This is a genomic window from Archangium sp., from assembly GCF_057119385.1.
The window spans coordinates 18,046-41,684 of record NZ_DBNGVP010000003.1 but is presented as its reverse complement, the minus strand read 5'-3'; the positions used below and the strand labels follow the sequence as shown (position 1 = coordinate 41,684).

Genomic DNA, 23,639 nt, shown 5'->3' with positions numbered 1-23,639 from the left:
GGGCTACCTGTTCACCGCTTGAGGCCTACGTAGGGAAGGAGGGCGCCCGTGCCGCGGGCGGGATCCGAGAAATACGCGGAGGTCTTCACCGGCAGGTTCACCGAGGGCGCCGTGGCCGACAGCACGCGCGCCTTCACCACGCTGGAGGAGAGGTCCTCCACCACGGCCTGGACGGTCTGCTCGCCGGAGCGGATGAGTACGTGCATGCCGATGCGCACGCGGGCCGGGTCCACGGCGAGCTCGAGGGTGCCGCCCACCCTGGCCACGGACGGCTTGGAGACGTGGCCGGAGAGCAACTCATTGACCGGAGCATGGCTGGCCAACAACAGGCAGACGCGCACCAGGTCGTTCATCAGCGACACGGCCTCGGGCTCGGTGGCGACCACACGCTGGAAGAGCCAGTCCACCAGTGTCTGCAATTCCCGCCGCCGGGTGACCTCCAACTGGTGCCACTGGGGCAGCCGTGAGAGGTCATGCAGGTCCACGGGAGCGTCGTACTGGCTGAGCTGCTCGGCCCATTCCAGGCGGATGGCGGGGAGCACCTCGCCGAAACGCTCGTAGAGGCCGGTGGCCACCTTGGAGATGTGCTCCAGCTCGGTGGTCGCGCGTCCGCCCACGTCCGAGCGGCCATGGGCCATGTCGATGAGGTCGCCGAGGGAGAGCTGCGCGTGGGCGCTCTGCTGCAGCTCGAGCCACGTCTGCGTGTGGAGGATGGCGGGCTCGAAGCGGATGAAGGCGCCGCGCTGGCGGGCGATGAGCTCCTCCCGGGCGGACATCAGCTTGGAGAGTCCCTGCGCGAAGCGCACCGAGGTGCGGCCGGCGATGAGGGGCATCTTGACGGGCACCCGCTGGGTGGCGCGCACCTGTGCCCATTCGAAGGTGCGGTGGATGAGCTCGGTGCGGTCCAGTCCGCGCAGCAGCTGGGGCGCGAGGGTGAACCCCTTGAGGGACGAATCACGGATGAGCTCGACGTAGGCCAGCAGCTCGGGAGGCGCGGCGGCGGTGCTGGCGAACACCTCGGGGAGGATGTTCTCCACGAGGCCCGCATCCAGCTGCCGCGAGGGCGTGTCGTGGGTGAGCTCGCGCTGGCGGGGGCGGTGGAAGACGAGGAAGGGAACATGGTCCGCGAAGACCTGCCTGCGGCGCTCGTTGATGGCGTCGATGCGGACCGTCTCCTCGGCGAGCAGGGCGCGGGCCACGGTGACGTCCTGGCGGCTCTCGGCCACCTCGCCGTCCACGAAGCGCAGACGCTTGTCGAGCTGGGACCAGAAGGCCTCGAGCTGGGCGAGGACCTCCTTGTAGCTCTCCATGGCGCTCGCCTGGGGAATCGTGCGCCGCTCCAGCTCCCGCAGCAGGACGAGCATGTCCTCCAGGTGTTGCACCGCGGTGGAGAAGTAGTCGGTCTTCTCCCACCGGAGGGGTTTGTGGTTGAGCAGGGCCCGGTCGACGGCCTCCAGCTCGTTCCCGATGCGCTCGAGCACGGCGTTGAGCGTGCTCGTGTTGGTCACCAGGCTGGACAGCAGGATGCTCTCCCGCTCGACGGCCTTGCTCCGCGTGCCGTCCACATTGGGGATGAGGATGGCCTCGATGCGCGTGCTCATGTCGTAGACCTTCACGACCCCGGCCACCGTCATGCCCGTCACGTCGATTCCGAGCTCCTTCACCAGAGCCACGAGGCGGGCCATCAGCTGACGCCGGGTCGCGGTCGCCTGCTCCATCGTTTCCCGGGCGTCCTGCTCGCTGGTGGGATCCTCGTACTCCGGCTCGTAGCGCTTCCGGAGGAAGCGCGTGAAGTAGCTCTCGATGTCGGACCGGGCCGCCAGCGGGCTCTGCACCATGGTGGCGCCGAGGATCGGCGACACCACGAGCCGGCTGGCTTCCGTGTGGCCGCTGATCATGAGCTGGCGCACGTTCTGCGTGTCCGCCTGCAGCTGGGTGGAGCCGGCGCGGATGAACTCGTCCACGCGGCCCAGCAGGCTGTCCGTCTGGGTGAGGAGCCCCCGGAGCCCTTCCTTCTCCACCAGGGCGCGCGTGCTGTCGGGCAGCATCTTCAGGTGCTGGAGTCCCTGGGTCGAGGCCAGGAAGAGATCGATCTGGCTGGTGCCGTCGAGGATGACACCGACAGGCTGCGCGCTGTTGTGGAGCTGCACCTGCGTCAGCGCGACGGGCGTGGTCCAGCGGGTGCCGTCGAACCAGCCGTACATCAGTGGCGAGGCCGCGGTGGTCTCCCGCTTCCACCAGAAGGCGTGGACCCGGCCATCGAGCCGTGACGCGGCCACGAGCACATCGCCCGCGGTCGTGCTCACCGGCTCCGTGTCGAACTTCCAGTCCGTGGCGTACCGCCCGTGGAAGAGTTTGCCTTCACCCATCACCAGGGCATCGAGCTGGGCAAGGCCCGTGAGGCAGACCGACAGGACGTTGCCCTTGGCGTCGGTCGTCTCGACCATTTCGAACTGGCTCAGCTCCTCGCTGCCCTCCGTGTGGAAGCCGGAGATGTGGTGGAGCCAGGGGTTGTTCTCGGAATCCGGCTCGCGCCCCAGGAAGAGCAGCTCGACACGCCCATCCTTGGGCCGCTGGAGCGACACCATGGCACTCACCTGCCTGCCCGCGGCCTCCGGGAGGGGAACTACCGCGGGTTGCTCATCCTTGCCATGCATCCAGGTGCACTTCAGGAGCTGGTAGTTCGTGACGGAGCCCGTGTCCGTCACCGTGGTGCGCTCCACGGCCATGAACGTGTCGAGCCGCCCCGCTGCCCAGGACACGGTGGCGAAGTGCGGGACGCGTGTTGCCGTCACGTGCTCCAACTCCACCCCCTCCCGGCCCGTGGCTTCCAGGTGATGGTAGATGCGCAGGAAGAACGTGCGGTCCGACCCGGTCGTCGTGACGGTCCCCAGGGGAGCGGGGGGCGGGATGGCCTGGCTGATGAGCGCAACGAGCACGAGCCCGTCCCCGCTCCAGACCGTCCTGAATCCCTCGAGGCGTTGATCCGCGCCGAGCGGCACCTTGGGGATGCTCTCCCAGGGCTGCCAGGTTTCGTTGTAGCGGGTGTGCATCAGGGTGGCGTCACCCTGACGGGAGACGAGCGCGAACTGGCCGGCCCTCGAATCCGCGGTGGCCACCTCGTTGGTTTCGATTCCCAGCAGCGCGGGCACGTCCCAGGTTCCGCCCTGTCCCCATTGCAGCAGGGCCTCCTCGAGCGCGGGGACGGAGTTGCCCTCGGTCCCGTAGGCCTCCTCCTCTGGCCCGTACTGGGCCTCATCGAGCGGAGCCGTGCCCGGTACCTCTCCCGGAATGGAGGAGGGATCCGGCTCCGGGAAGCGGTTCCGCTTCTTGCCCTCGAGCACGTTGAGCAACAGCGTGGCCTTGCCGCGCAGGTTCTTGCGGCGCCTCAGCCACTCGCCGAGCCGTGCGAGCCCGGAGGTGATCGTCTCGGAGAAGGCGGGGTCGATGGCCTCGCCCCGCAGGAGGTTCGGATCGAAGTGGGCCTCGGGCACGGGGACGAGCACGCGCACGTGCTCCTGCCGCGAAGTATCCAGCGGCGCGAGCGAGGCGCTGGCGAGCGTCACCGCGTCGAGCTGCTCCAGGGGCACGGGGGCCGCGTCGATGATGAAGGGCGCGGGGAAGAAGTGGTTCTTCCACTCGAAGAGGTCGACGGCGCGCTTGGGCAGCACCCCCACCGGAGGCAGCCGGGAGAAGAAGCGGACGGAGGTGGTGAGCTGCTGGGGCGGGATGGAGGCGAGGTGCTCGGAGAACTGCTGGATGCGGGCCTGCCAGAGCAGGGGATTGCCGTACGCATCGAGGAGCGGAGGCCGGGTGCGAGGCGCTCCACCCGCGCGCACCACGGAGGCCCGGTCGGCGAACAGCGGCGTGGCGAGGTCATCGATGGAGGCGGGTGGCGTGAAGCCGATGAGGGCCAGGGGCACGCCGACCTCTTCCCAGGGCGCGTACGTCTGGTGGGGGCGCTGGCGCTCGGCCTCGAAGAGGGTCCAGGCCAGGCGGTTGCGCCAGTCGAGCGCCTCCGGGTCGGGCATGTGCCAGCCCCGGGGCCAGGCGAAGAGGACCGGCGCGCAGCCGTCCACCCAGCGCTGGTCCTCGAAGGAGTAGGCCTCCGGGTCGGTGGGATCGGAGGGGTCGTCCTTCCGGGACACCACGGGCACCAGCACGAGCACGGCGGCTCGCAGCCCCTTGTGCGTGGCGGCCACGTCACTGTTGGACAGGATGCTGATGTCGAAGCTCGAGGGATCCTGCCCCTCGTCCAGCCAGAAGGCCGGCACCTGGTCCACGCGGACGCGGGTGATGCGAGGCAGCAGCACGTCCTCGCCACTCGCGGTCAATCCCAGACCGGAGCCGAGCTGGAAGAAATGGACGTCCCGCTTCTCGAGCTCGTCGTACCGGGTCTCCAGGCGGACCTCGAGGCCGGCCACCACGCCGGGGGCCACGAGCTGGCCGCGCAGCGCGAGCCGGCCGGAGCGCTCGCGCTGCTCGGTGGAGAGGGACTCGGCGGAGAGGGCGCGGCCCGTGTGGAGATGGGGGCGGCTGCGCCAGCCGGCGTCGACGGTCGGTCTCGGCCGGGGCTCCACCTGGAGGATGTGCTCGTCGGGGAGCGACTCCTTCAGCGGTTTCGTGTTCATGGGCTGCCTTCCCTCGTGTCCGGGACTAGTAGGGTGGGTGCTCGTAGTTCTTCCTGAACGCGGCGACGGCATCGTCCAGCGTCTTGCCCGAGCTCAGCGACTCGTAGACGGTCTCCTGGAGGAGCCCGCTCTTGCCGTCCGTGATGGCCAGGAACGCGTACTTGTCCAGCTCGGCCACGGAGCTGGCCCGCGCGAAGTGGGGCAGCGCGATGACGTACCGGTATCTCTCGGCGACGGCGTTGATGAGCTGCGAGAGCCCCATGCCCCGGTTCGCGTAGGTGTAACGTTGTTGCACCCCCTGCACCGTTCCGGAGTTGATCCACTTCTGGCGCAGGATCTCCCCGCCAACGCCCGCCAAGAGCGGCTTGCCCGACGCGGAGTCTCCCTCCAGGAAGGAGCCCCTCATCAGGGTGTAGGCCCGGGCGATCGCGAGCGCCGTGGCGCGCTTCGGGAGCGAGCCGAACTCGTCGTAGAGCTCCGCTTCCCGGAGGACCTTCGTGAAGTCGTCCTCGAGATCATCCGGCTCCTCCACGGTCTGGCCGATGGCCGCTGGCTTGTAGGGGAAGTTCCGGCGGCGCGCGTACCAGAGCGTGGTCGCGCTGGAGAGGAGGTTGCTCCAGGCGGCGTCGGCCAGGCTGGGCCCGGTGGCCGAGGTGGAGGTGGTGGTGTCGGCCGCGAGCGCCGTCCTCCGCAGCGTCAGGGCCCGGAGCGCCTCGCCCGGCTGGCGTCTGGCCACGAGCCCCGAGGCGGTGGCGCGCAACTGCACCGTCGCGCTCCGCTCCGCGGGGAAGAGCGTGGAGAGGGCCTGGTCCATGGATTGGCGGGGCACCGGGACCAGTACCAGCACCGAGGTCGACGACAGCTCCTCGCCCGTGCGCGTGAGGTCGATGGGCGAGAGGAAGAGGCTCTCCTCCAGCAGCGCGCCCAGCTCATCCTCGGGGACGACCGAGAGCTCCACGTCCACCTCGGGCGGGAAGAAGACCTCGGTGAGACTCTTCGGGTCCACGGCCGCCACCGGGAGCGGGCCGGCCGGGGGCAGGGTGAAGAAGTGCTCGCTCGCCGCGAAGCGCTCGCCGCGGTTGGATTTCTTCCGGTCCGCGAGGACCTCCTTCAGGTGCTGCTGGTACTGCAGCAGGTGGGCCTCCCTCAGCGCGCGGGGCGCCTGGCTGAAGCCGAGGAAGTCCGTCTGCTCCGAGCCCACCTCGCGCCGCACCAAGTACTTGTCGATCCACCGGATGACGCCATGGTCGAGCGCGATCATCGCGATGGGCAGCGCGTCCACGGGAGGCCTCATCCCTCCGTTGCGCACGAAGGTCTCGTGGGCCACCCGCGAGCGCCGGGACTCGTAGCCCGCCCCCGCCTGGCTGTCCGGGTAGGGGATGAGGGTGACGGCGGTGGCTTCGATGATGTCGCCATCCTGCGCGGTGCGCGTGCCGCCCGCCGAGCTGGGGTAGGAGGCTACCGGGTTCGCCGTGTACTCCACCGGCCTCAGCGCCACGATGTAGAGCCCGGAGCGGTTGCGCGCTGTCTCGCGCGGAATCTGCGCGAGCCCGAAGGCCGCATCGAGCCGTTGGATCTCCGGGATGTCGTCCAGCCGGACGTTCGCCAGGTCGCGCGGGATGACCACTGCTTCACCCGAGTGCGTGACGCCGTGTCCGGCCGTGATGCGCAGCGCGCGCGGATCCGGTCCGTTCTCCACGTGGAGCCCCGCCACGACGCCGATCCCTCCTCCGCGGCCGAGGTCCGCCTGCCGCGTGAGGAAATAGGTCTGCTCGCGTGTCAGGTCCCTGGCCGTCAGGAAACGGCCATCGAAGAAGAAGGAGCGCAGCCTCCGGTCGTCATGGACCAGGGTCCCCGCCGTTTCGAGCTTCTTGACCACGTTCGGCTCGAGCTGCTCGCGGGCCGGTCCTCTTGTCGTATCGAACATCGCACCCAACCTCTCTGGTTTCTTGATGTCTAGATGCCCAGCCAGCGCGTCAGCGCCGCCACCGTGACGGCGAACGGACGCAGCTCGTTGTCCACGATCACGGTCCCCGTCCGGACGGGCCGGTTGCCGCTATCGGTACTGCCGGAGACGCCGATCACCACCCGCGCGAGGAACACCCAGGCGGGATCCGACTCCTTGCCCTCCGGCTGGCTCTTGTCGAAGCGCAGCTCGTCCGGAAGGAAGGCGCTGCCCCAGAGCTTGTCCAGCAGCGCCGGGCGCCCCGGGTGCCACGAGTCGAGGATCGCGTTCTTCAGCGCGCTGCGCCGCGCCGCCATGTCCCCGGGAGCCGAGGGAGCCGGCCAGGGCTTGCCGCCCGTGGGCAGGGGCCAGGGGCTGTCGGGGACGTTCGGAGGATGGAGCTCCGTGCGAGGCACGAGCCGCAACTCGTAGCCGTCCCGCAGGCGCGCGGGCGACACCGCGTCCGTTGCGTCGTAGAGGCCCGAGGCCATCGCCGGCGTCCAGCCGCGCTCGTACACGCGGAAGCGCAGGAAGAGATCGGCCACCACGCCCTGGTCGGGCAGGCCACTGACGGCCGGTCCGACGTTGAAGTCGGTCTTGGTCCGCCGCAGCAGCTTGCCGGGCTCATACCCCTCGAACCAGCGCTTCACCCGGATGCAGGACTTGGAGGACACCTCCACCTGCCGGCCCAATGGATCGAGCGCCAGGCCCGGGTAGACGGCGAGCTCTCCCTCCTGGATGGGGTCCAGGGCGTTCGTCTCATGGGCCACGCGCAGCCCGGACGCGGTGCCCACCCCATGCAGGGTCGCGAGCGCCCGCGCCAGCCGGCCCCGGTGGTACGTCTGTTCCGTCACGAAGTCCGCGGTGTCGAGGAGGACGCCAGTCGCGTAGTAATTCCGATCTGGCGCCTCGTTCTCGAGCAGCGGATCCTTGGGCGTGCTCATCGGTCAACCTCCTGCGTGAAGTCGAGGGTCGAGGCTGGGCGGGCGCTCGATCAGGTTCTTGCTTCCGAGCGCGCTCCGCCCCACGCGCATGGGTTGTGGCCTGGGCTTCGGGCCCAGATACGTGTCGATGCCGACGAGCGAGGCCACTCCCACCATCAGGGGCTGGCTCGCCAGCTTCACCGCGAGGCTCACGTGCGCGGGGGCTTCCTGCTCGGCCACGCGCTGGATGAGGCCGAACTCCTGGGCATCGAAGTCCTGGTGCACCAGCACCGTGACGCGATGGGCCTGCTGGTTGAAGAACTCCTCCACCGCGGCCTCCTCGGCCGCCGTCTTGGGAAGGTCCTCCCCGAAGAGCGCGAGGAACTCCTTGCGCCGCTCGTCACCCAGCAAGAGCGTGTCTCCCACGAATGAGTTGCCGCTCTGGTGCAGGCCGGGCAGGAGTGGATCCTCGTCGTCCGACAGGTCGATGCCGAGGAGGGTGGAGAAGGTGCGACGCAGCCGGAACTCCTCCACGATGACCAGGCCCCCCCGCGACACGGCACCGCCCGTGAGCGCATCCAGGGCCCATGACAGGCCGCGCAGCGTTCCCCGCCAGGGCCGGATCGCCGGGGCCGCCTCCAGCATCTGGCGCCGCCGCTCGCGCGAGAGCGCGGGATCGAAGGAGACACCGAGCCAGGCCGCCAGCCACTCGAGCGACTCCTCCGGCACCGTGCGGGGATCCGTGAGCAGCGAGGCGCTCGCGATCCGGTCCTCGAGCGGGGTGAGGATGCCCTCGGCGAGACCGAGGAAGCGCTCGAGGAAGTCGGCGGGGGTGCTCGTGCCCTTCGCATCGGCGTCCGGGCCGAAGAGCTGCTCGCGGTAGAGCTCCGGCAGGTAGTGCTCCGCGTAGGAGAAGCGAGGGCCATGGGCCCGGAGCGCGAAGAGCTCGGGAGTGGAGCGGCCGTCACCGACGAGCTGGACGCGCACCCACAGGTAACGCCCCTGGAGCGTCCGGACGTGCAGGCCCGCACGCTGGACGAGGACGGTGAAGAGCCCCCGGTGCTCCGGCTCGGGCGCTTCGGTCATCAGTCCGGGGTGGAAGGGCAGCTCCGAGGGCGTGGGCAGCCATACGCCTCGGGGCACATGGAGCGCGGTGCTCGCCGGAGCCACGTCGCCGAAGACGTGCTCGTGCCAGGCGGACGGATCGTCCTCCAGGGGACGCTGGGGCGTGCTCGTCGCGGCGAGGAATACGCGGATGCCGCAGCGGGGCGGAATGCAGGCCTCCAGGTAGAGCCGGTGCCAGATGGCGCGGGCGCTGCCTCCATCGATCAGGGGCGTGCCGGCGCCCGTCTGGTTCCGCATGGCGCCCGTCGGCGCGAAGGACGGCAGGGAAATGGGGTGCAGGGGCGCGGGCGCGCCGTCCTGCGTGGGGTAGTGCGGGGGCGCCGTCAGTCCATGCAGCAGGGGGCCCGCCGCGTACGAGGTGAGGGGGTAGTAGTCCCCGAGCGGGGCGGCGCTCGGGACATCCTCCTCGAGCGCGTAGGCCACGGCGATGATGGACGGGGTGGACGTGCGCAGGAGCACGACGATGCGATCGGCCGACAGCCACGCGAAGCTGAAGGGCCGGCGGGCACGCAGGAGGGTGATGGGCGCCGTCAACTCATTGCCCGTGAAGAAGCGGATGCGCGCATCGTTCCCGGAAGCGCCGGCGCTGGCGGCGTCGTACACCCAGCTGAGCAGGGCGAGCCGGCCCTCGGGGCTGGTCGCGAGCCCCACCAGCACCTCGCCCGGCAGCGGGGGTGCATCCAGCACGAGCGACATCCTCGGGGGCTCCGTGTCCTCTTCCTGTGGCCGGAAGACCGTGGGAGCGCGCTCGCGCAACACGTCCCGGTACAGCGGAAGGCCCGAGACCCGGGCGAGCCGCACCCGCGCGGGACTCGCGGGCGAGAAGGACGTGGGACGTGGAATCGCGAAGACGCCTCCCTTCGGAGCGGGGGCGAGCCGCCACGCCTGGAAGTCCGCCACCGAGACGGTCGCCGGAGCCCAGCGGTCGCGCAGGTCCTTCAAGAGAACCTTGCCACCGCCATCGGCTACGTACAGGACGTCATCGTTCCCGAGTACCAGGTCCGAGGGTTGGCTGAGCGGATTGCCCGGGTCGAAGGAGAGCAGCCCGAGGGGCTCGGCGTCCGCTCCCGCGGCCATGATGGCGCCCTGCTGCGCGTCGAGGTACGCCCATGTCCCGAAGGCGTCGAACGTGCCCGGCGTCTGCTGGACGAGCAGCTCGGACTCGGCCTGGCCCGCGGCGTCCGAGGGCTCGTCCCAGTGGAAGTCCCCGGGCGCGCTCGCCAGCCGGACAGTGCGGCGGCTCGCGTCCCGGTGGACGTTGGAGTGCCCGTCCTTGTCCAGGAGCGGCTCCCAGTGGCGGAGGGGCTCCGCCAGCATCCAGAATCGCAGTTGGTTCGCGTCCATGTCAGCAGACCTCGGGGACGACGGGCACGGCGACTCCGGAGGTGCTCTCGCCCGCGAACGGATCCGGCGCTCCGCGCAGCGTGTCCGGCAGGCCACCGTCCGCGTCGACGACCACGGCCAGCAGCTCGGGGAGCTGCCACGGACGGAGGATGAGCTCGACGGGCGTGCTCGGATCCGGGCCGCGCAAGGGCTGCCAGCCCGGGGTGCTCTGACTGGAGCTGGCGGGAAGCGCGGCGCTGGAGGCGCCCTGGGATGCTCCCGACGAGACGGCGTCCCCCATGAAGCGGGCCGAGGTCAGCCCACCTGCGTACCCCTTCGTGGTCTGGTTGACGGGCTTCACCCAGCTGGCGCTGAACAGGCGCACGCCGGTGATGGAGTCGACGCCGGGCACCTGTGCGATCGCCACCTCCAGCTCCCGGTCGCGCACGGCCCTCGCGAGCGGCCAGCCCTCGCCCTGCGGCCCGCCCGGAGGCAGCGGCCACAGCCAGCGGAAGAGGGCCTCGCGCACGGCGTTCACCACCGTCTCCCGGCCGAAGCCCTCGCGCACGGTGATACCGGTGGCCAGGCCGAGCGGCACGTACTCGCAGCCAATGACATACAGCTCGGTGGCCAGCGGACGGCGCGCGTCCAGGTTCGTGTGCACGGCCTCCAGGAAGGGACGATCCGGGCGCGGGTTGGGCGCGCGGAAGGTGTTGGACGGTGGCAGCACCATGACGCTGACCACGCCCGGCACGTTCTCGCGGCGCTGGTGCGGCTTGAAGCGGGGCAGCACCTCCACGCGGCCCGGGGACGCGCCGGGACTGCCGGCCGCGAGCCACCGGAAGTCCTCGGCGGTGACCGCGCGCTGGCCATGGCGCAGGGTGGCCGGGATGCGCCGCTCGGCCTCGGCGAGCGTCTCCGCGTCCTGCCCGCCCAGCGTGGGCAGGCTCTGCACCACCTTCAGCGTCCCCGTGGGCGCCGTCCCGTCGAGCAGGGTGGCGTTGAGGGCCTTGAGGGTCCCCGCGGAGAGGTTGCCGGCCACGCCGCCACCCGTCCTCATCCGCGCCACGCGCACGCGCATCCCGGCGGACGGAATCCGTCCCCGCACTCCATCCCCGAAGCGGACGGTGCCCGCCTCCGCGTCGAGCTGGAACACGGCCTCGTCCCGTCCCGCCAGGGACAGGTCGTCCACGGCGGCCCAGGGCCGGTAGCCCATGCCCGGCTCCTCTACCTCGAGCTGGAGCGTCTCGCGTTCGACGGAGCCCGTGGGCAGACGCAGCTCTTGATCCGCGGTGCCGTCGCTCTGGCCGATGACGAGGGCGGTGTACGTGCGCCGCTGTTCGATCTCCACCGCGTTGATGCCCACCCAGCTCAGCGCGAGGTGGGAGAGCTTCACGGTTGGCCGCAGCCGCAGCCACGCGACGAGCCGCTCCGCGCGCTTCGGGTCATCCAGCCGCGGGGGACGGTCTCCGACGCCCGCCTTCAGGTTGTCGCGCACGTCGTTGGAGGGCACGCCGATGTCGCTGCCGGGCATGAGGAGATGGAGGACGCCGCGGCGGGTGAGGCCGAGCGTCGAGTCGTGGGCCACCGAGAGCGGGTGGTAGGTGGGGTTGCCCTGCGCGTCGGGCGTGCCGGTGAGCTCCCACTGGTGGGGGATGCGCGCGCGCGGGCCGATGTCCTCCACGAGCGCGGGCACCTCGATGGCGGGCATGACGCCCACGCTGAGCATTCGCGGGGCCCCGTTGGAGCCCGTCTTCAGCTCCGTGCGCACGGCCTCCACGCTCTGTCCCTCCGGCGCGAGCAGGGCGAGCCACAGGCCGCGGTCCACCGTGCGCTCGATGAGATCGAACCCGGCCGGCTCGCTGGTGTCGTGGGGGAAGAGCGCCGTGGTGACGTAGTACGAGGCCTGGGCGCCGGGGGCGAGCCCGTAGACGCGCGAGAGGCCGGGGAGCAGCTCGCCCAGCTGCTTGCGCTCGGCGCTGGTGATGGGCCGCTTGTAGTAGGCCTCGGCCGTCAGGTTCAGCACGGTGAGCTCGGTCCGGGTCTCGAAGGGCACGGGCCCCTTGAGCTCGGCGGACGCGCGCAACACCTGGGTAGGCTGCGGGGTCGGGCCGTCCTGGAACACGCTCACCACGCCCGTGGCGGCGGTGGCCGGCCGGAGCTGGATGCCGAGCAGCCGCAAGAAGGCGAGCCGCTGCCGCTCGGGAATGAGATTGGCCCGGTAGAGAAGCGTGTCCGCCAGCCAGGCGAACAGCTCGAGCATCGTGCGGCCCGGGTCTCCCACGCGGGCGTGGGTCCACTCGGGCGTGTGGGCCGGGATACGGGCCAGGAGCTCCTCGACGAGATCCTCGAAGCTCCGGTCATCGAGTCGGGGCGGGACGATGGGCATCCTAGGCTCCGAGGTCCAGGGTGAGGCCGAGTGCCTGCACCGCGCCATTGCGGCGGAGGCGGTAGACGAGCTCGACACGGACATGCGAGGGCGCGTCATCGACCTCCAGCACGTCGATGCGCTCCACGTCGATGCGCGGCTCCCAGCGCGCCAGCGATTCCGCGACCAGATCGCGGATGCGGCGGCGCGTGGTGAGCACGTTGGGCTCTCCGACGAGCTCCTCCAGCCCCGCGCCGAACTCCGGACGCATGAGCTGCTCACCGGGGCGGGTGCGCAGGATGACCTCGATGGCCTGGCGCACGCTGGTGTCGAGCGAGGGGAAGTGGAGCTCCCCGCGCTCGTCGGGGACGGGCAGGAGCGGGAAGCTCACCGGGGGTCGTGCAGGGGTCGTCATCACGTACTTCTCCAGTCAGCCTCACGGGAACGAGGGCGGGCGCGCCGCGGCTCGGCGCGGCAGGGGGATGCAGATCTTGATGAAGGGCAACCACCAGAAGAGGAGGTTGAACAGTGCGAGGAAGATGCTCAGCACGATGAAGGCGCAGAGGGTGATGATCGGGATGTTGAATCCGCAGATCCAATCCAGCCCGCCCGAGCCTTGTCTGGCTTTCTGCTCGAGGAAGTCCTTGGGCTTGTTGCTCGCGAGCAGGTTGAAGATGTTGCCCGGGACCTGGAAGGCCACATTGGGCAGGAACTTCTTCACGTTGTCCGGGGTGATGGGCGGAAGGGCGACCTGGACGGGTGGCAGCTTGCCGTTCTCGTACCAGGCGGCGATCTCGAAGGGCTGGCTGGGCGCGCTCCAGACGAGCGCGGGAGGACAACCGTCATCACGCCGGACGCGGATGAATCCGCGTACCTCGTAGCGGTCGCTGGAGGGATCGAACCGCCTGCGCCGCGGCAGGAGGCTTCCGAGCCGCGCGGCGGAAGCGTCCGAGGCGGCACGCACGAGGGTGGAGACATCGCTGGCCGACAGGCGCGGCCAGTTCCTGGGCATGAGGAACGTCTTGTCCGGCTTCTCGAGGACGAAGACATCGACGGCCTCCGCGAGCACGTCTCCCAGCGGGCGCTTCTGGGGCGCGGTGCCGTGCTCGCACGGGATGCGGTTGAGCGCCGCGTGCAGGCCCGCGTGCTCGAAGGCGTTGAAGACGCTCACCAGCTTGCGCAGCATCTGGGCGAACTGCTCGAGCCGTTGCTCGGCCTGCGAGACCGCGCCTCCGGAGAGCGCCGGATCCGCGCGCAGCTCGTCGGCGTACCGGATGGAGTAGCGCTTGTTCGCGATGCCCTCCAGGCTCACGCCAGTGTTGGCGGCGAAGTAGGGCGCGAGCATCAGGCGCAGCTCGTCCTCCTCGTAGCGCATCGCCTGGGCGACCTCGCCGGAGATGGCCTCGGAGCTGGAGACGGGCACCAGCCCGTAGAGGATGGTGCGGCGCGCGGCGGCGCACACGTGCGGGGGCGCCACGAAGAGCAGGGAGACGCTCTCCTCCAGGGGCTCGGGGGCGCCGAGCGTGTTCTCCAGCAAGGCCTCGAGCTCGGGATGGCCGGCGGGGTACGCGGCCCCCCGGCGCGCTGGATCGGGATCCCTGTCCTGCTCGCGTGCATCCGCCAGGGGCACCCAGCCGCGCACCTCACCCCCGCGCTTCATCCACGCCTCGCTCCGGCCCGCGCTGGAGCCGAGCCGCCGGACCACGAGTCCGCAGCTCTCGATGCGCGAGGGCTCCAACCGGGGCTCACCGAAGGTGTCGCACGCGGCTTCGAAGACGGCCAGGTGGAAGGAGTGGTGGACGGGCTGGTGCAGCTTGAGCCCCTGGGCCCGCTCACCCGCGTTGCGAACCGTCCTGGCCAGCCGCTTGCGGCCCTCGTCGCTGGCCAACTCCTCGAGGAACGCCTGGACGAAGTCCTCGTCGGTGCGCTCCACGAGCACCGGACGGTTGTCCGTCGCGGGCATCGGGCGGCCGCTCCCGGCGTCGAAGGTGAGGCCGCGGAAGATGATGGGGTGATCGCCTACCATACGTTTCCAGCTCCGGGCGTGTAGGTCGCGGCCACGACGGTGGTGGCCTGGAGGACGTCGCATTTGACGATGCCGGAGAAGGTGGACATGGCCGCGTCCACCTGGACCTGGGCGGCGCTCACCTGGACGCGGCTGGCGGAGACCTTGACCGTGAGGGGCGTCTCGATGCTGACGCCCTTCGTGTCCAGGGTGACCTTGTTGCCGGCCGCCTCGAGCGTGAGCTGCCCGCCACTCGTCTGCGTGAGGGTGACGCGCTGCCCACCGGGCGTGGAGAGCGTCACGGTGGCCTGTCCGTCCGTCTCCTCGACGATGGCGATGCGGCTGCCGCGCCGGCCCGTGAGGGTGTAGCGGTCCACTCGCTGCTTGTTTCCGCCGAGCTGCTCGGGAGCGCGGTCGGTGCCGTTCCAGAGCCCGCCGATGACGAGCGGCTGGCGGGGATCTCCGTTGACGAAGACGACGGCGACCTCGTCCCCCACGTCCGGCAGGAGGAAGGCACCCCGGCCGCCTCCGGCGATGGGGACGGAGACGCGGGCCCAGAGGGCGGCGTCGGCATCTCCCACGGCTTCGGGTGTGCTCACCAGGCGGACCTGGACGCGGGCGAGCTCCTCGCGATCTTCCACCGAGATGACGCGCCCCAGATAGGTGCCGTGCAGTGCGCCGAGGTTCGGCGCCGAGGGAGGAGTGGGCAGGGGTTGCATCAGGGGGCTCCCAGGAAGGCGCACTCGGCCTCGAAGTCGGTTTCGTACCCGTGCGTCAGGGCGTAGCGATGGCAGGCGCGGACGACGTAGTAGGTGTTGTCGAAGCGGCGGCCCAATCCCCGGAGGGTGACGTGGGTGCCCACGCGCAGGGAGGGATGGCCCTCGGAGGTGCCCTCCACGCAGACGAAGCGGCGGGCGCGTTGATCGAAGGCCGCGGAGGCGATGGCCCGCGCTTCCTCGTCCGTCATCGCGGGGATGTTCCCGAGGTGCTCCGAGCGAGCCCCGAGCGTCTCGCGCAGCAGGTCCGCGCCACGCCGGCCCGCACCGGGCCCGAGGCTCGTTCCGGTGCCCTGGCCCGAGACGCGCTGGCCCGCGCGCGCGTCCCAGCCGGAGGCGGTGATCTCGGTCACCTGGTGGGCCAGGTCCACGGTGACGCGCGCGCGCCGCAACTGGCTGTACAGCTCCAGCTCGACCGCGCCCCGGCGCACGTCCTGGCGCGGGGAGACGTGGAGCTCCTCTCCCACCACCTGCAGATCCCCATCGCGGGCGGAGAGCAGGCGCCGCAGGAAGGCGAGGTCGCTCTCGTTGAGCTGCACCTGGGTGCCGATGCGTTCGGAGAAGCCGGTGATGACGGGGCGCATGCCCAGCCGGGTGGCCAGCTCCCGGGCCAGACTGTCGATGCCGACGTCCTCGTGCACCTGGGTGCGCCGCGCGAGCCGCGCCCGCTGCAGCGCGTCCTCCGCCAGCACGAGCAGCTCGGGTCCCTCCGTTCCCTCGAAGCTCGCCTCCAGCCCGGTGACGAGCCCGCGGAAGATCTCCCGCGGCGCGTTCTCGTCACCGGCGTAGATGGCGATCGACGCGCCCAGCCGGAGGATCGCCTCGTCCTCGAAGGCCAGGCCGACCTGGCCATCCTCGAAGCGCGCCGTGTTCTCCAGACGCAGCTCGAGCGAGGACATGCCGCCCTCGGACTCCGTGAGGCGCATGGAGTTGAGGAGCTCCTTCACCTTGTCGGAGGCGCGGCCGTTGATCCGCACCGTGGGTTGGGCGGAGTAGATGCGCGAATGGCTCAGTTTGCTCTCGGGCATGGGCTTCCGTCCTCAGTCCGCGTGAAGCCTCGTCCGGCGCCACGCCCTCATCCGCAACTCCCGCTGCACGTCCTCGGCATGGGGGGGCCGCGACGTGGCGGCCTGCTGCTCCGGGGGCGCTTGTTCCATGGAGGGCTGCTCCGGCTCTCCGGGCTCCCCCTGCACGCTGCCAACCACCTCGCCAATCGAGACGATGCCCATCGCTCATTCCTCCTCGAACCGGATGCGCGCCCGGGTGCTCCCACCGAGGCGCGAGCCCCGTGTCCTCATCCGCCCGCCCAGTTCGAAGAGGGCACCGTCATCCGTGGCGTGGGTGTGGGTCTCCACGCGGTTCGCGAGCCGGCGGGGATCGAGCCGCTGGGTGAGCGTGGCGGAAGGCGTCCTCAACCCCGCGAAGGCGGAGAGGGCCGCGGGGGCGCCGCCCGGAGAAGCGCCGCCGCCGGGCGTGACGCCGAAGCCCGCGGGAGGGGCGAGCGCCGCCGGCGCATCGACGGTGAGCGTCGGCGAGCGTGGAAAGCGCATGCTCTCCTCGCCGTTCTGGGCCGCGATGGCGCGCCCGGCCTCGGGAGCTCCTCCCCGAGTGGCCGTCGTGGTGGTGGAGCCTCCCAGCTGCGGGGCGCTGACCTCGGCGGGGCCCGTGGTGTCTCCGGTGTCACTCCAGCCGGCGGCCTTCGTGTTGGCCTCTCCGCGGGAGAAGATGTCCTCGTCCTTCGTCATGCCGAGCGACACCGTGGAGCGCAGCGGCACGCCGTCCACCGAGAAGAACTCGAGGGTCTCCTTGTAGGAGTCCACGATGCCGGTGAAGCTGAAGGCGCCCCAGTCGAACGTGACCTGCGGGGGCGGCTGGTTCTTCTCGCCCAGCAGGCGCGCGATCTCCACCGTCTTGTCGCACACGTTCTCGAGCGTGTCCGTCGTGTCGAAGACGAGGTCCACCGAGAGCTTCGCCGAGCCCTCGTTGACGACCTGCGAGCCCCCGTTCTTCTTGCTCTTGCCCTTGCTCTCTCCGAGCCGGGTGGACAGGGTGAGCGAGAGCGTGGCCGGGTTGAAGTGCGCCGGGATGATCTTGTTCGTGCGCTTGATCCGGAACTCGGCGGTCTTCTTGGGCGCGGTCATCGTGTCATCCTCCCTTCGTGTTCAGGGTTTCGAGGAAGAGCCCCTCGTGGGCCAGGTGCAGCTCCTCGATGCCCACGTCGGTGGCCCTGGCGTTGAAATCCGCGGCCTTGAACTTGATGGGCAGGGCCCGCTCCAACCTCCACGCGAGCACCACGGTCTGCTCCGTCCCGGGCGGCTCGGGCAGTGCCTTGAGCTGGATGCTCACCGTGCAGCGGTGGCCGTAGTCCCCGCTGGCGACGCGCTCGAACCACTTGAAGAGCCTGCCGTCGCGGGAGATGCCGCGCTTGAGCACCACCGTCGCGAACGTCACGGGGCCGGCCCGTTGGATGGCGCCGAGGTTCAGCCCACCGGCCTTGATGACCTTGGGCTCCATGGTGGCTTCCAGGCCCGTGCACTCGGAGAAGGCGCCCGCGAGTGGAGGATTCAGCGTCCCTCCGACGCCCTTGGGCAGGGGCGCCTCCTGGAAGTAGACCTCGAAGCGGAACGCGAACAGGGGATCCATCGGCGGGGTGCCGGGCTGGTTCATGGTGAGCCCTCCGTGCGCAACGAGATGGCGCCTTCCTCGGCCACGGTGAGGATCACGTGGAGGCGTTCGATCGCCGCCGCGGCGTCGAACTCCACCTCCGCCACCAGCCGTCCCGCATCGATGTCGTCCTGGGTCATGGTGGTCCGGTCGCAGCGGACCTGGAACGCCTCGCGCGCGTTCGTGCCGCGCAGGGCGCCCACCTCCCAGAGCCGGACGAGCACGGCCTCGAGCCGGTACACCAGCGCGAGCCAGGTGCGCGCCTGGGAGGGCTCGAACACCACGTCCTGGCCCACCCGCCGGGCGGCGCGCAGGAGCACGGACAGGAGCCGGTTCACCCCGGCCTGCCGCCAGGTCTCGCTCGGGCTCGTGGTGACGTCGGAGAGGACGCGAAGGCCACCGGGCGACGGCCCGAGCATGGACACCCGCTCCAGCAAAGGGCGCACCGTCCCCCCGGCGAGCACCACCGGGGGCGGCGTGGAGAGCGTGCCCCGGGCCATGAGGGGGAATAGGTCCTGGACGTCCGCCAGCTCCAGGTTCATCGCGTTGCGGAAGGTGCCGCGCAGGAGCGCGTTGCGGGCGAGCACGCCCGTGAGCAGGCCCTCGGGGCTCTCGAGTCCCTCGGGCAACGCACCGGAGCCGGGCGTGCGGGCCCACGGATAGACGAGCTGCACGAAGGCGCTCTGGAAACGTTGGAGATGGCCCCTCTCGAGCAGGAAGCGGTAGGGCGTCTCCTCGAATATGCCCGGCAGGGGGATGGCCGCCACGAGCTGCACCTCGCGGACGTGGCGGCTCAGCAGTGTCTTCAGCCGCACGAGGAAGCGCGACCAGCGTTCGTAGCCGGCCTCGTCGCAGCGGGGCGCGGCCCGCGTGGAGGTGAGCGCCTCCCCCGGCCGCGGGGGCTGCTCGGTGCAGTCGACGAACACCTCCGGGCTGGCCGGGACCTGGACGGGAGGCGGCAGGGGCTCGGCGTCCACCGCGAGCGCGGCGGCGAGGTCCGGCACGCAGAGGAACGACACGTCCGGCAGCCCGAAGAGGTGCGCCGCTCCCTTCCAGGTGGTGCGATCCCGGGGCGAGGCCTCGAATTGCTCCCCGGTGCCGGGGAGCAGCTTGTCCGGCCAGGTGGCCCGGAGGTCACGGCTGGCCTTCGTGGGCCAGGGCTCGGCGGCGCGTACGACGTAGCACTTGCGTCCGCCCTGCGCGAAGAAGGAGCGGACGGCGGCGCCCAGGTACGTGCCCTCCGAGTCGAAGAGCCGCGCGAAGTCGCTCCAGCGCTCGATGGGCACCGGGACGTTGTCCAGGGCGAGGGGTTTGCCCCAACCCTGCTCGAGGAGCCACTGCTGGATCTCCGGCGGAAGGGGCGCGCCGGAGCGGCGGACGAAGCCCACGAAACAGGCGACATCCGCGCGCTCGGGTGCGCTCACCGGAGCGCGGGCATTGGCTTCGAAGACGAGGCCGTTCATCCCAGTTCCCTCTCGTGTGCGTGCGAAGCGCCAGGTCAGGCCACGTTCGGGAAGCCGGCCAGGATGTCCTCGGCGGAGAGCACCAGCTCCTCCATCGCGACATCACCGCCACCCTTGGCCGCCAGCGTGGGCCCCGTGTACTTCATGGGCGTCACGTTGAGCAGCTTCCACGACTGCACCGGGGTGCGCGTCTCGTCCAGGAGCGTGATGAGGACGTAATCCTTGCGGCCCTGCACGCCCGTGCTGCGCACGGCTTCGATCCAACTCCAGACGACCTGGGAGTTGATGACACCGCGCTTGAGCGTGACATCGCCCGTCTTGTAGATGCCGGGCACCTTGCGCACGTGGTTCTTCGTGTCCGTTCCCTCCCGGTACTCGGCCATGGCGAACTCGGTGTTCAACCCCGAGACGTCGGAGAAGCCGCCGAAGGAGTCACCGCCAAAACTGATCTCGAAATTGAATGCGCCGTACGGCGTGGGACGCGTGCTCATGTGTGTATTCCTTTCCCCTAATTGCGAGCGTCAGCCGTCTTCTGGCCGATCCGGAAGATGACGAACTCGGCGGGCTTCACCACGGCCACGCCTACCAGGCAGACGAGGCGGCCATTGTCGAGGTCGTCCTGGGTCATGGTGCTGCGGTCGCAGCGGACGAAGAAGGCCTGCTTCGGGTCGCTGCCGAGCAGGGCTCCCGAGCGCCACTGCGTCTCCAGGAAGCTGGCGACCATCTCCCGGATGTTGGACCACAGCCGCTCGCCATTGGGCTCGAAGACGGCCCACTGCGTGCTCACGTCGATGGAGCGCTCCAGGAAGTTGAAGTAGCGCCGGACGTTCACGTACTTCCACTCGGGATCCGAGCTCGCGGTGCGCGCGCCCCAGACGCGGTAGCCGCGGCCCGGGAAGAAGCGCAGGCAGTTGATGCCCAGCGGGTTGAGCACCTCCTGCTGCGCGAAGTGGATGTCCGTCTCGAAGCGCAGGGCGCCGCGGACCACTTCGTTGGCCGGGGCCTTGAAGACGCCGCGCTCCGCGTCATTGCGCGCGTAGATGCCGCAGATGAAGCCGGAGGGCGGCAGGGCGATCTCCTTGGGGATGCGCTCGTCGCCCGGCCGGGCCAGCGGATTGGCCACCACCACCCACGGGTAGTAGAGCGCCGCGTGCTTCGAGTCGATCTCCCCTCGCCAGGCACGGGCCTGGGTGGCGCCCTGTTCCGGAGGCGTGTCCAGCACCGCCACGCGGTACGCGCGCCGCTTCTCGGCGTGGGAGATGAGCGCGTTGCGCACGCCCCGCGCCGTGGTGTCGCCATGGGCCGAGGAGCCCGGCGCGGCGATGATGGAGATGTCCTCGACGCCGGACAGCACGGCGAGCGCGGCCTCGTACTCGGCCGCCGTCGGGGCGCTCCCGTCGCCGCCGTCCTCGAGGGTGAAGGTACGGGGCTGGCCCAGGTCCAACAGGGCGCCGTACATGGCCAGACCGTCCGCCGGGGTGCCGTCGAACTGGATGGCGTACAGCCGCTGGAGCGCCTCGGACTGACGGCTCGGCTCCTCCGAGAGCACGCCGCCGATCCACCGGGGGTGCTGGGGATCCAACCCCACGCCCTCGTAGCTCGCCTCGCGGCCGGCGCCGTCGCGGGTGCGCACCAGCAGCGTGACGAAGTTGCCCACGGGCGCGTCCTTGTCGAGCGGCAGCCCGCTGGCGGCGGCGTGGCTCTCGTCGATCCACCCCGAGGCCGTCTTGAGGTAGGTGCGAGCGCTGCCCGCGCCGATGGCGGGTTGGGCGCCCAGGCCCATGGGGTCCGTCCCGCCCCCCCACGTGAGCCGGGCCGTCTCGCCCATGCGCGTGGTGCGCAGGGCCACCTTGCCGTTGACGGACGTGGCCCGGATGCCCGCGCCGCGGAGCGCCTGGTCCAGCTCCTCCACCGACACCGAGGTGAGGCTGGTGACGTTGGCGGCGCCCACCGTGCCGGTGACGCCCAGCGCCTCGTTCTTCTTCACCACCACGGAGACGCGCGCCCCCGCCGAGGGCACATAGGCCCCGAGGATCAGCGCGGCCGCGTCCAGCCGGGCGTAGCCGCCGTGGAGCTGGCTGTTGAGGGCGTCGACGACCTGCTGGGCCGACAGGTTGGCGGCCAGCTCGATGGCGGGCTGCGCGATGCCGCTGAGGACGAGCTCCACCTGGGTGGGGCTCGAGCCCGTTCCCGAGAAGGAGCCGATGACGGTGGCCTCGGCCTTGCCCACGGCCAGCTTGATGGAGACGGACTCGTCGGACGGGGCCTCGCCCAGCGTGAGCTGGAGCGTGTCACTGGCCGAGAGGTTGAAGGGGGCCGCCCCGCTGCCCTGGAGCAGTGCGGGCGCCGCGTCCCCGAGCAGCACCGAGCCGAGCGGGGCGCTGTCCATGCCCCGGATGGTCGCGGGGCTCAGCACGGGCTCGAGGGTGATGGTGCCGTTGCCCACCTTGCCGGCAAAGCGCGCGGTGAAGCGCGCCGCGCCGTTGATCTCCGCCACCGCCTTCGCCGCGCCCAGGGGCACCGCGCGCGACACGTAGAGACGTGAGCCGCCCTCGTTGAAGTAGGCCCGGACCGCGTGCGCCAGGTAGTTGGTGGCGCGGCCGCCGGGACCGAAGTCCAGGTCGTCCAGCCCTCCGTAGATGCGCTCGAAGTCCGCGAAGCTCGTGATGAGCTCCGGCGTGGCTCCGTGTGGACCGGTGAGCGTCGGTCCCGCGAAGCCGGTGGTGCTGGTGCTCACCCCTTCGATGGACCTGGCGCGGAAACTCTGCTCTTCGACGTAGACAGCGGGTGCGAGGTATTCGGGCACGTGAACCCCCTCTATGAGGTCGGGATCTGGATCCGACGGTGGATCTCCAGGCCGGAGGCGACCTGGAGGGTTTGAGGCAGCGGCGTGAAGCTCGGGGCCGGCATGTCCGGGGCCGGCAGACCCGCGACACTCGGAGCGATGGCGGACTCCAACGTCGCGGGGAACGTGGTGTGGATCAGCGCGTCGCCCTCTTGCTGGCCCCACCGGATGATGGGGATACGCGGGACGAGCAGCAGCACCTCCCCCCGCTCATCCGAGAGACCCAGCCCCTCGACGGCGGGCTTGTCCGGGATGGCGACCCGGAGGCGGATGACCACACGGGCGAGCGGGTTGTCCTGGCCATCCCTGAGGGACAGTCGCACCACGGCGCTGCCCGGCGCGCGCCGGGCCGTGGGCGCGAGGTACATCCGCACGTCCACCGGTGCGAACACGGACTGCTCGGGGTGCTCGGGCCCCAGTGACGCGTCACGCGGCAGCTCGAGCGTGAACCCGCGCGGGAGGTGACGCCCGCTGGGATCCACGACGGTCACGGGAAGGGTGGCCGGGGCTGGCTCGGGCGGCGCCTCGAACCGGGCGGTGTAGCTTTCGAAGCCGGGGGCCGCCGTAAAGGCATACAGGCCCGACGGGTTGCGCACCACCCGGATGCCATTGCCGGAGACGTGGAGGGGGCCGGTGAGGGGCTGACCGGTCTCCCCGTCGAGGAAACGGATGGCGGCCAGGGCCCGGCTGTCGAGTCGTTCCAGGCTCATGCGCCACTTCCCGTGCCGGAGAAGGAGAGCCGCCGCGCCACCACCGGCCTGCCGCTCGGGGTGCTGGGAGGAACGTCGATCCGGACCACTCGCGCGATGTACGAGATGCTGAGGGTATAGGGGCGCTGGAAGGCATCCCAGATGCGCATCAGGTCCTCGTTGCTCAGCTCCGCCGGAATGAGTTGGATCATCTCTCCCGAGCTCCACCCTCCGTCCTCGTTGAGATCCGACGCGCTGAGCGTCTGATGGGTATGGAGTTGGTGCATGGCCCAGCCGAGCAGGCGGTGCTCGTCCCGGGCGTTGTCCGCCCAGACGGTCAGCAGGTAGTGCAGATCGAGCGCGAGCGGTGGGGGCTCACCCGAGGTGCTGCCCGTGTATGGCTGATTCCGCAGGTGCTCATTCATCATCACACGATAGAGAGAGAGCGTCAGCGCCGGACGGCTGGCGGTGGGCTCGGAGGCGGTGGGCCCGCCCCCCAACTCCCGGCTCGACACGAGCGAGAAGACCGGGTCCGCGCCGGAGAGCAGCGTGTCCTTCTGCTCCTGGGGCAGCGCCTGCCAGGCGTGCGCGAAATAGGAGACGAGGGATTCGCCTATGGAATGAATTGCAAGGAGATTCGCCATGATGTCCCCCCGGCCACGGAATGAGCAAACCCAACCGTGCCGGGTCTTCTCCCGACGAAAGCGAAAACACCGTACGTGAGTCTTCATTGGATTTCAATACGTGGAATCATTATCACCTTGGGAGTCATTGGGAGTTCGAGACCCCGGGCGTTGGAGATCCCATGTCTGGGGTTGGGCATGGCGTTTGACTTCTGGGGGAGCCGGTCCCCTCGCGTGGGCCCCCATGTCAGACCCGGGG

17 protein-coding genes are annotated in these 23,639 nt (G+C 70.4%); all 17 read right to left on the bottom strand.

Annotated elements, in window-relative coordinates; genetic code table 11:
• Positions 1-11: 11 nt before the first annotated feature.
• Genes AC16DP_RS01355 through AC16DP_RS01275 form a run of 17 tightly spaced genes read right to left on the bottom strand, consistent with a single transcriptional unit; the run spans position 12 to position 23,401 of the window.
• Positions 12-4,631 (bottom strand): hypothetical protein, encoded by a 4,620-nt coding sequence (locus AC16DP_RS01355; RefSeq protein WP_329726014.1) that lies wholly within the window; start codon positions 4,629-4,631, stop codon positions 12-14.
• A 25-nt stretch (positions 4,632-4,656) separates the two neighbouring features.
• Positions 4,657-6,558 (bottom strand): hypothetical protein, encoded by a 1,902-nt coding sequence (locus tag AC16DP_RS01350; RefSeq protein WP_329726015.1) that lies wholly within the window; start codon positions 6,556-6,558, stop codon positions 4,657-4,659.
• Positions 6,559-6,587: 29 nt separating this feature from the next.
• Positions 6,588-7,520, bottom strand: a complete 933-nt coding sequence (locus tag AC16DP_RS01345; RefSeq protein WP_329726016.1) for a hypothetical protein — start codon at positions 7,518-7,520, stop codon at positions 6,588-6,590.
• Positions 7,521-7,523: 3 nt separating this feature from the next.
• Positions 7,524-9,968, bottom strand: a complete 2,445-nt coding sequence (locus tag AC16DP_RS01340) for a phage tail protein (protein WP_329726017.1) — start codon at positions 9,966-9,968, stop codon at positions 7,524-7,526.
• A 1-nt stretch (position 9,969) separates the two neighbouring features.
• Positions 9,970-12,336, bottom strand: coding sequence for a putative baseplate assembly protein (locus AC16DP_RS01335; protein WP_329726018.1), 2,367 nt, complete (start codon positions 12,334-12,336; stop codon positions 9,970-9,972).
• 1 nt (position 12,337) lies between these two features.
• Complete coding sequence (locus AC16DP_RS01330) at positions 12,338-12,730, bottom strand: GPW/gp25 family protein (RefSeq protein WP_329726044.1); 393 nt, start codon at positions 12,728-12,730, stop codon at positions 12,338-12,340.
• 21 nt (positions 12,731-12,751) lie between these two features.
• Entirely contained in the window at positions 12,752-14,341 is a 1,590-nt protein-coding gene (locus AC16DP_RS01325; protein WP_329726019.1) for a hypothetical protein, read from the bottom strand.
• Positions 14,335-15,039 carry a phage baseplate assembly protein V gene (locus AC16DP_RS01320; RefSeq protein ID WP_329726020.1) on the bottom strand — a complete coding sequence of 235 codons (705 nt, stop codon included), beginning with the start codon at positions 15,037-15,039 and terminating at the stop codon, positions 14,335-14,337. Before AC16DP_RS01320 ends, AC16DP_RS01325 begins: the two co-directional genes overlap by 7 nt.
• Positions 15,039-16,124: a phage late control D family protein gene (locus tag AC16DP_RS01315; protein ID WP_329726021.1), complete on the bottom strand. Its 1,086-nt coding sequence runs from the start codon at positions 16,122-16,124 to the stop codon at positions 15,039-15,041. The genes AC16DP_RS01320 and AC16DP_RS01315 overlap by 1 nt, the downstream gene beginning before the upstream one ends.
• 12 nt (positions 16,125-16,136) lie before the next feature.
• Complete coding sequence (locus AC16DP_RS01310) at positions 16,137-16,325, bottom strand: hypothetical protein (protein ID WP_329726022.1); 189 nt, start codon at positions 16,323-16,325, stop codon at positions 16,137-16,139.
• A gap of 3 nt (positions 16,326-16,328) precedes the next feature.
• Positions 16,329-17,237 (bottom strand): CIS tube protein, encoded by a 909-nt coding sequence (locus AC16DP_RS01305; protein WP_329726023.1) that lies wholly within the window; start codon positions 17,235-17,237, stop codon positions 16,329-16,331.
• 4 nt (positions 17,238-17,241) lie between these two features.
• A complete protein-coding gene (locus AC16DP_RS01300) occupies positions 17,242-17,763 on the bottom strand; it encodes a phage tail protein (protein WP_329726024.1) in 522 nt (173 codons plus the stop codon).
• Positions 17,760-19,223, bottom strand: a complete 1,464-nt coding sequence (locus AC16DP_RS01295; RefSeq protein ID WP_329726025.1) for a phage tail sheath protein — start codon at positions 19,221-19,223, stop codon at positions 17,760-17,762. Before AC16DP_RS01295 ends, AC16DP_RS01300 begins: the two co-directional genes overlap by 4 nt.
• A 35-nt stretch (positions 19,224-19,258) precedes the next feature.
• A complete protein-coding gene (locus tag AC16DP_RS01290; RefSeq protein ID WP_329726026.1) occupies positions 19,259-19,714 on the bottom strand; it encodes a phage tail protein in 456 nt (151 codons plus the stop codon).
• A gap of 17 nt (positions 19,715-19,731) precedes the next feature.
• Positions 19,732-22,029 carry a phage tail sheath family protein gene (locus AC16DP_RS01285; RefSeq protein WP_329726027.1) on the bottom strand — a complete coding sequence of 766 codons (2,298 nt, stop codon included), beginning with the start codon at positions 22,027-22,029 and terminating at the stop codon, positions 19,732-19,734.
• Positions 22,030-22,040: 11 nt separating this feature from the next.
• Entirely contained in the window at positions 22,041-22,778 is a 738-nt protein-coding gene (locus tag AC16DP_RS01280; protein WP_329726028.1) for a hypothetical protein, read from the bottom strand.
• Complete coding sequence (locus tag AC16DP_RS01275; RefSeq protein WP_329726029.1) at positions 22,775-23,401, bottom strand: Pvc16 family protein; 627 nt, start codon at positions 23,399-23,401, stop codon at positions 22,775-22,777. Before AC16DP_RS01275 ends, AC16DP_RS01280 begins: the two co-directional genes overlap by 4 nt.
• Positions 23,402-23,639 lie beyond the last annotated feature (238 nt).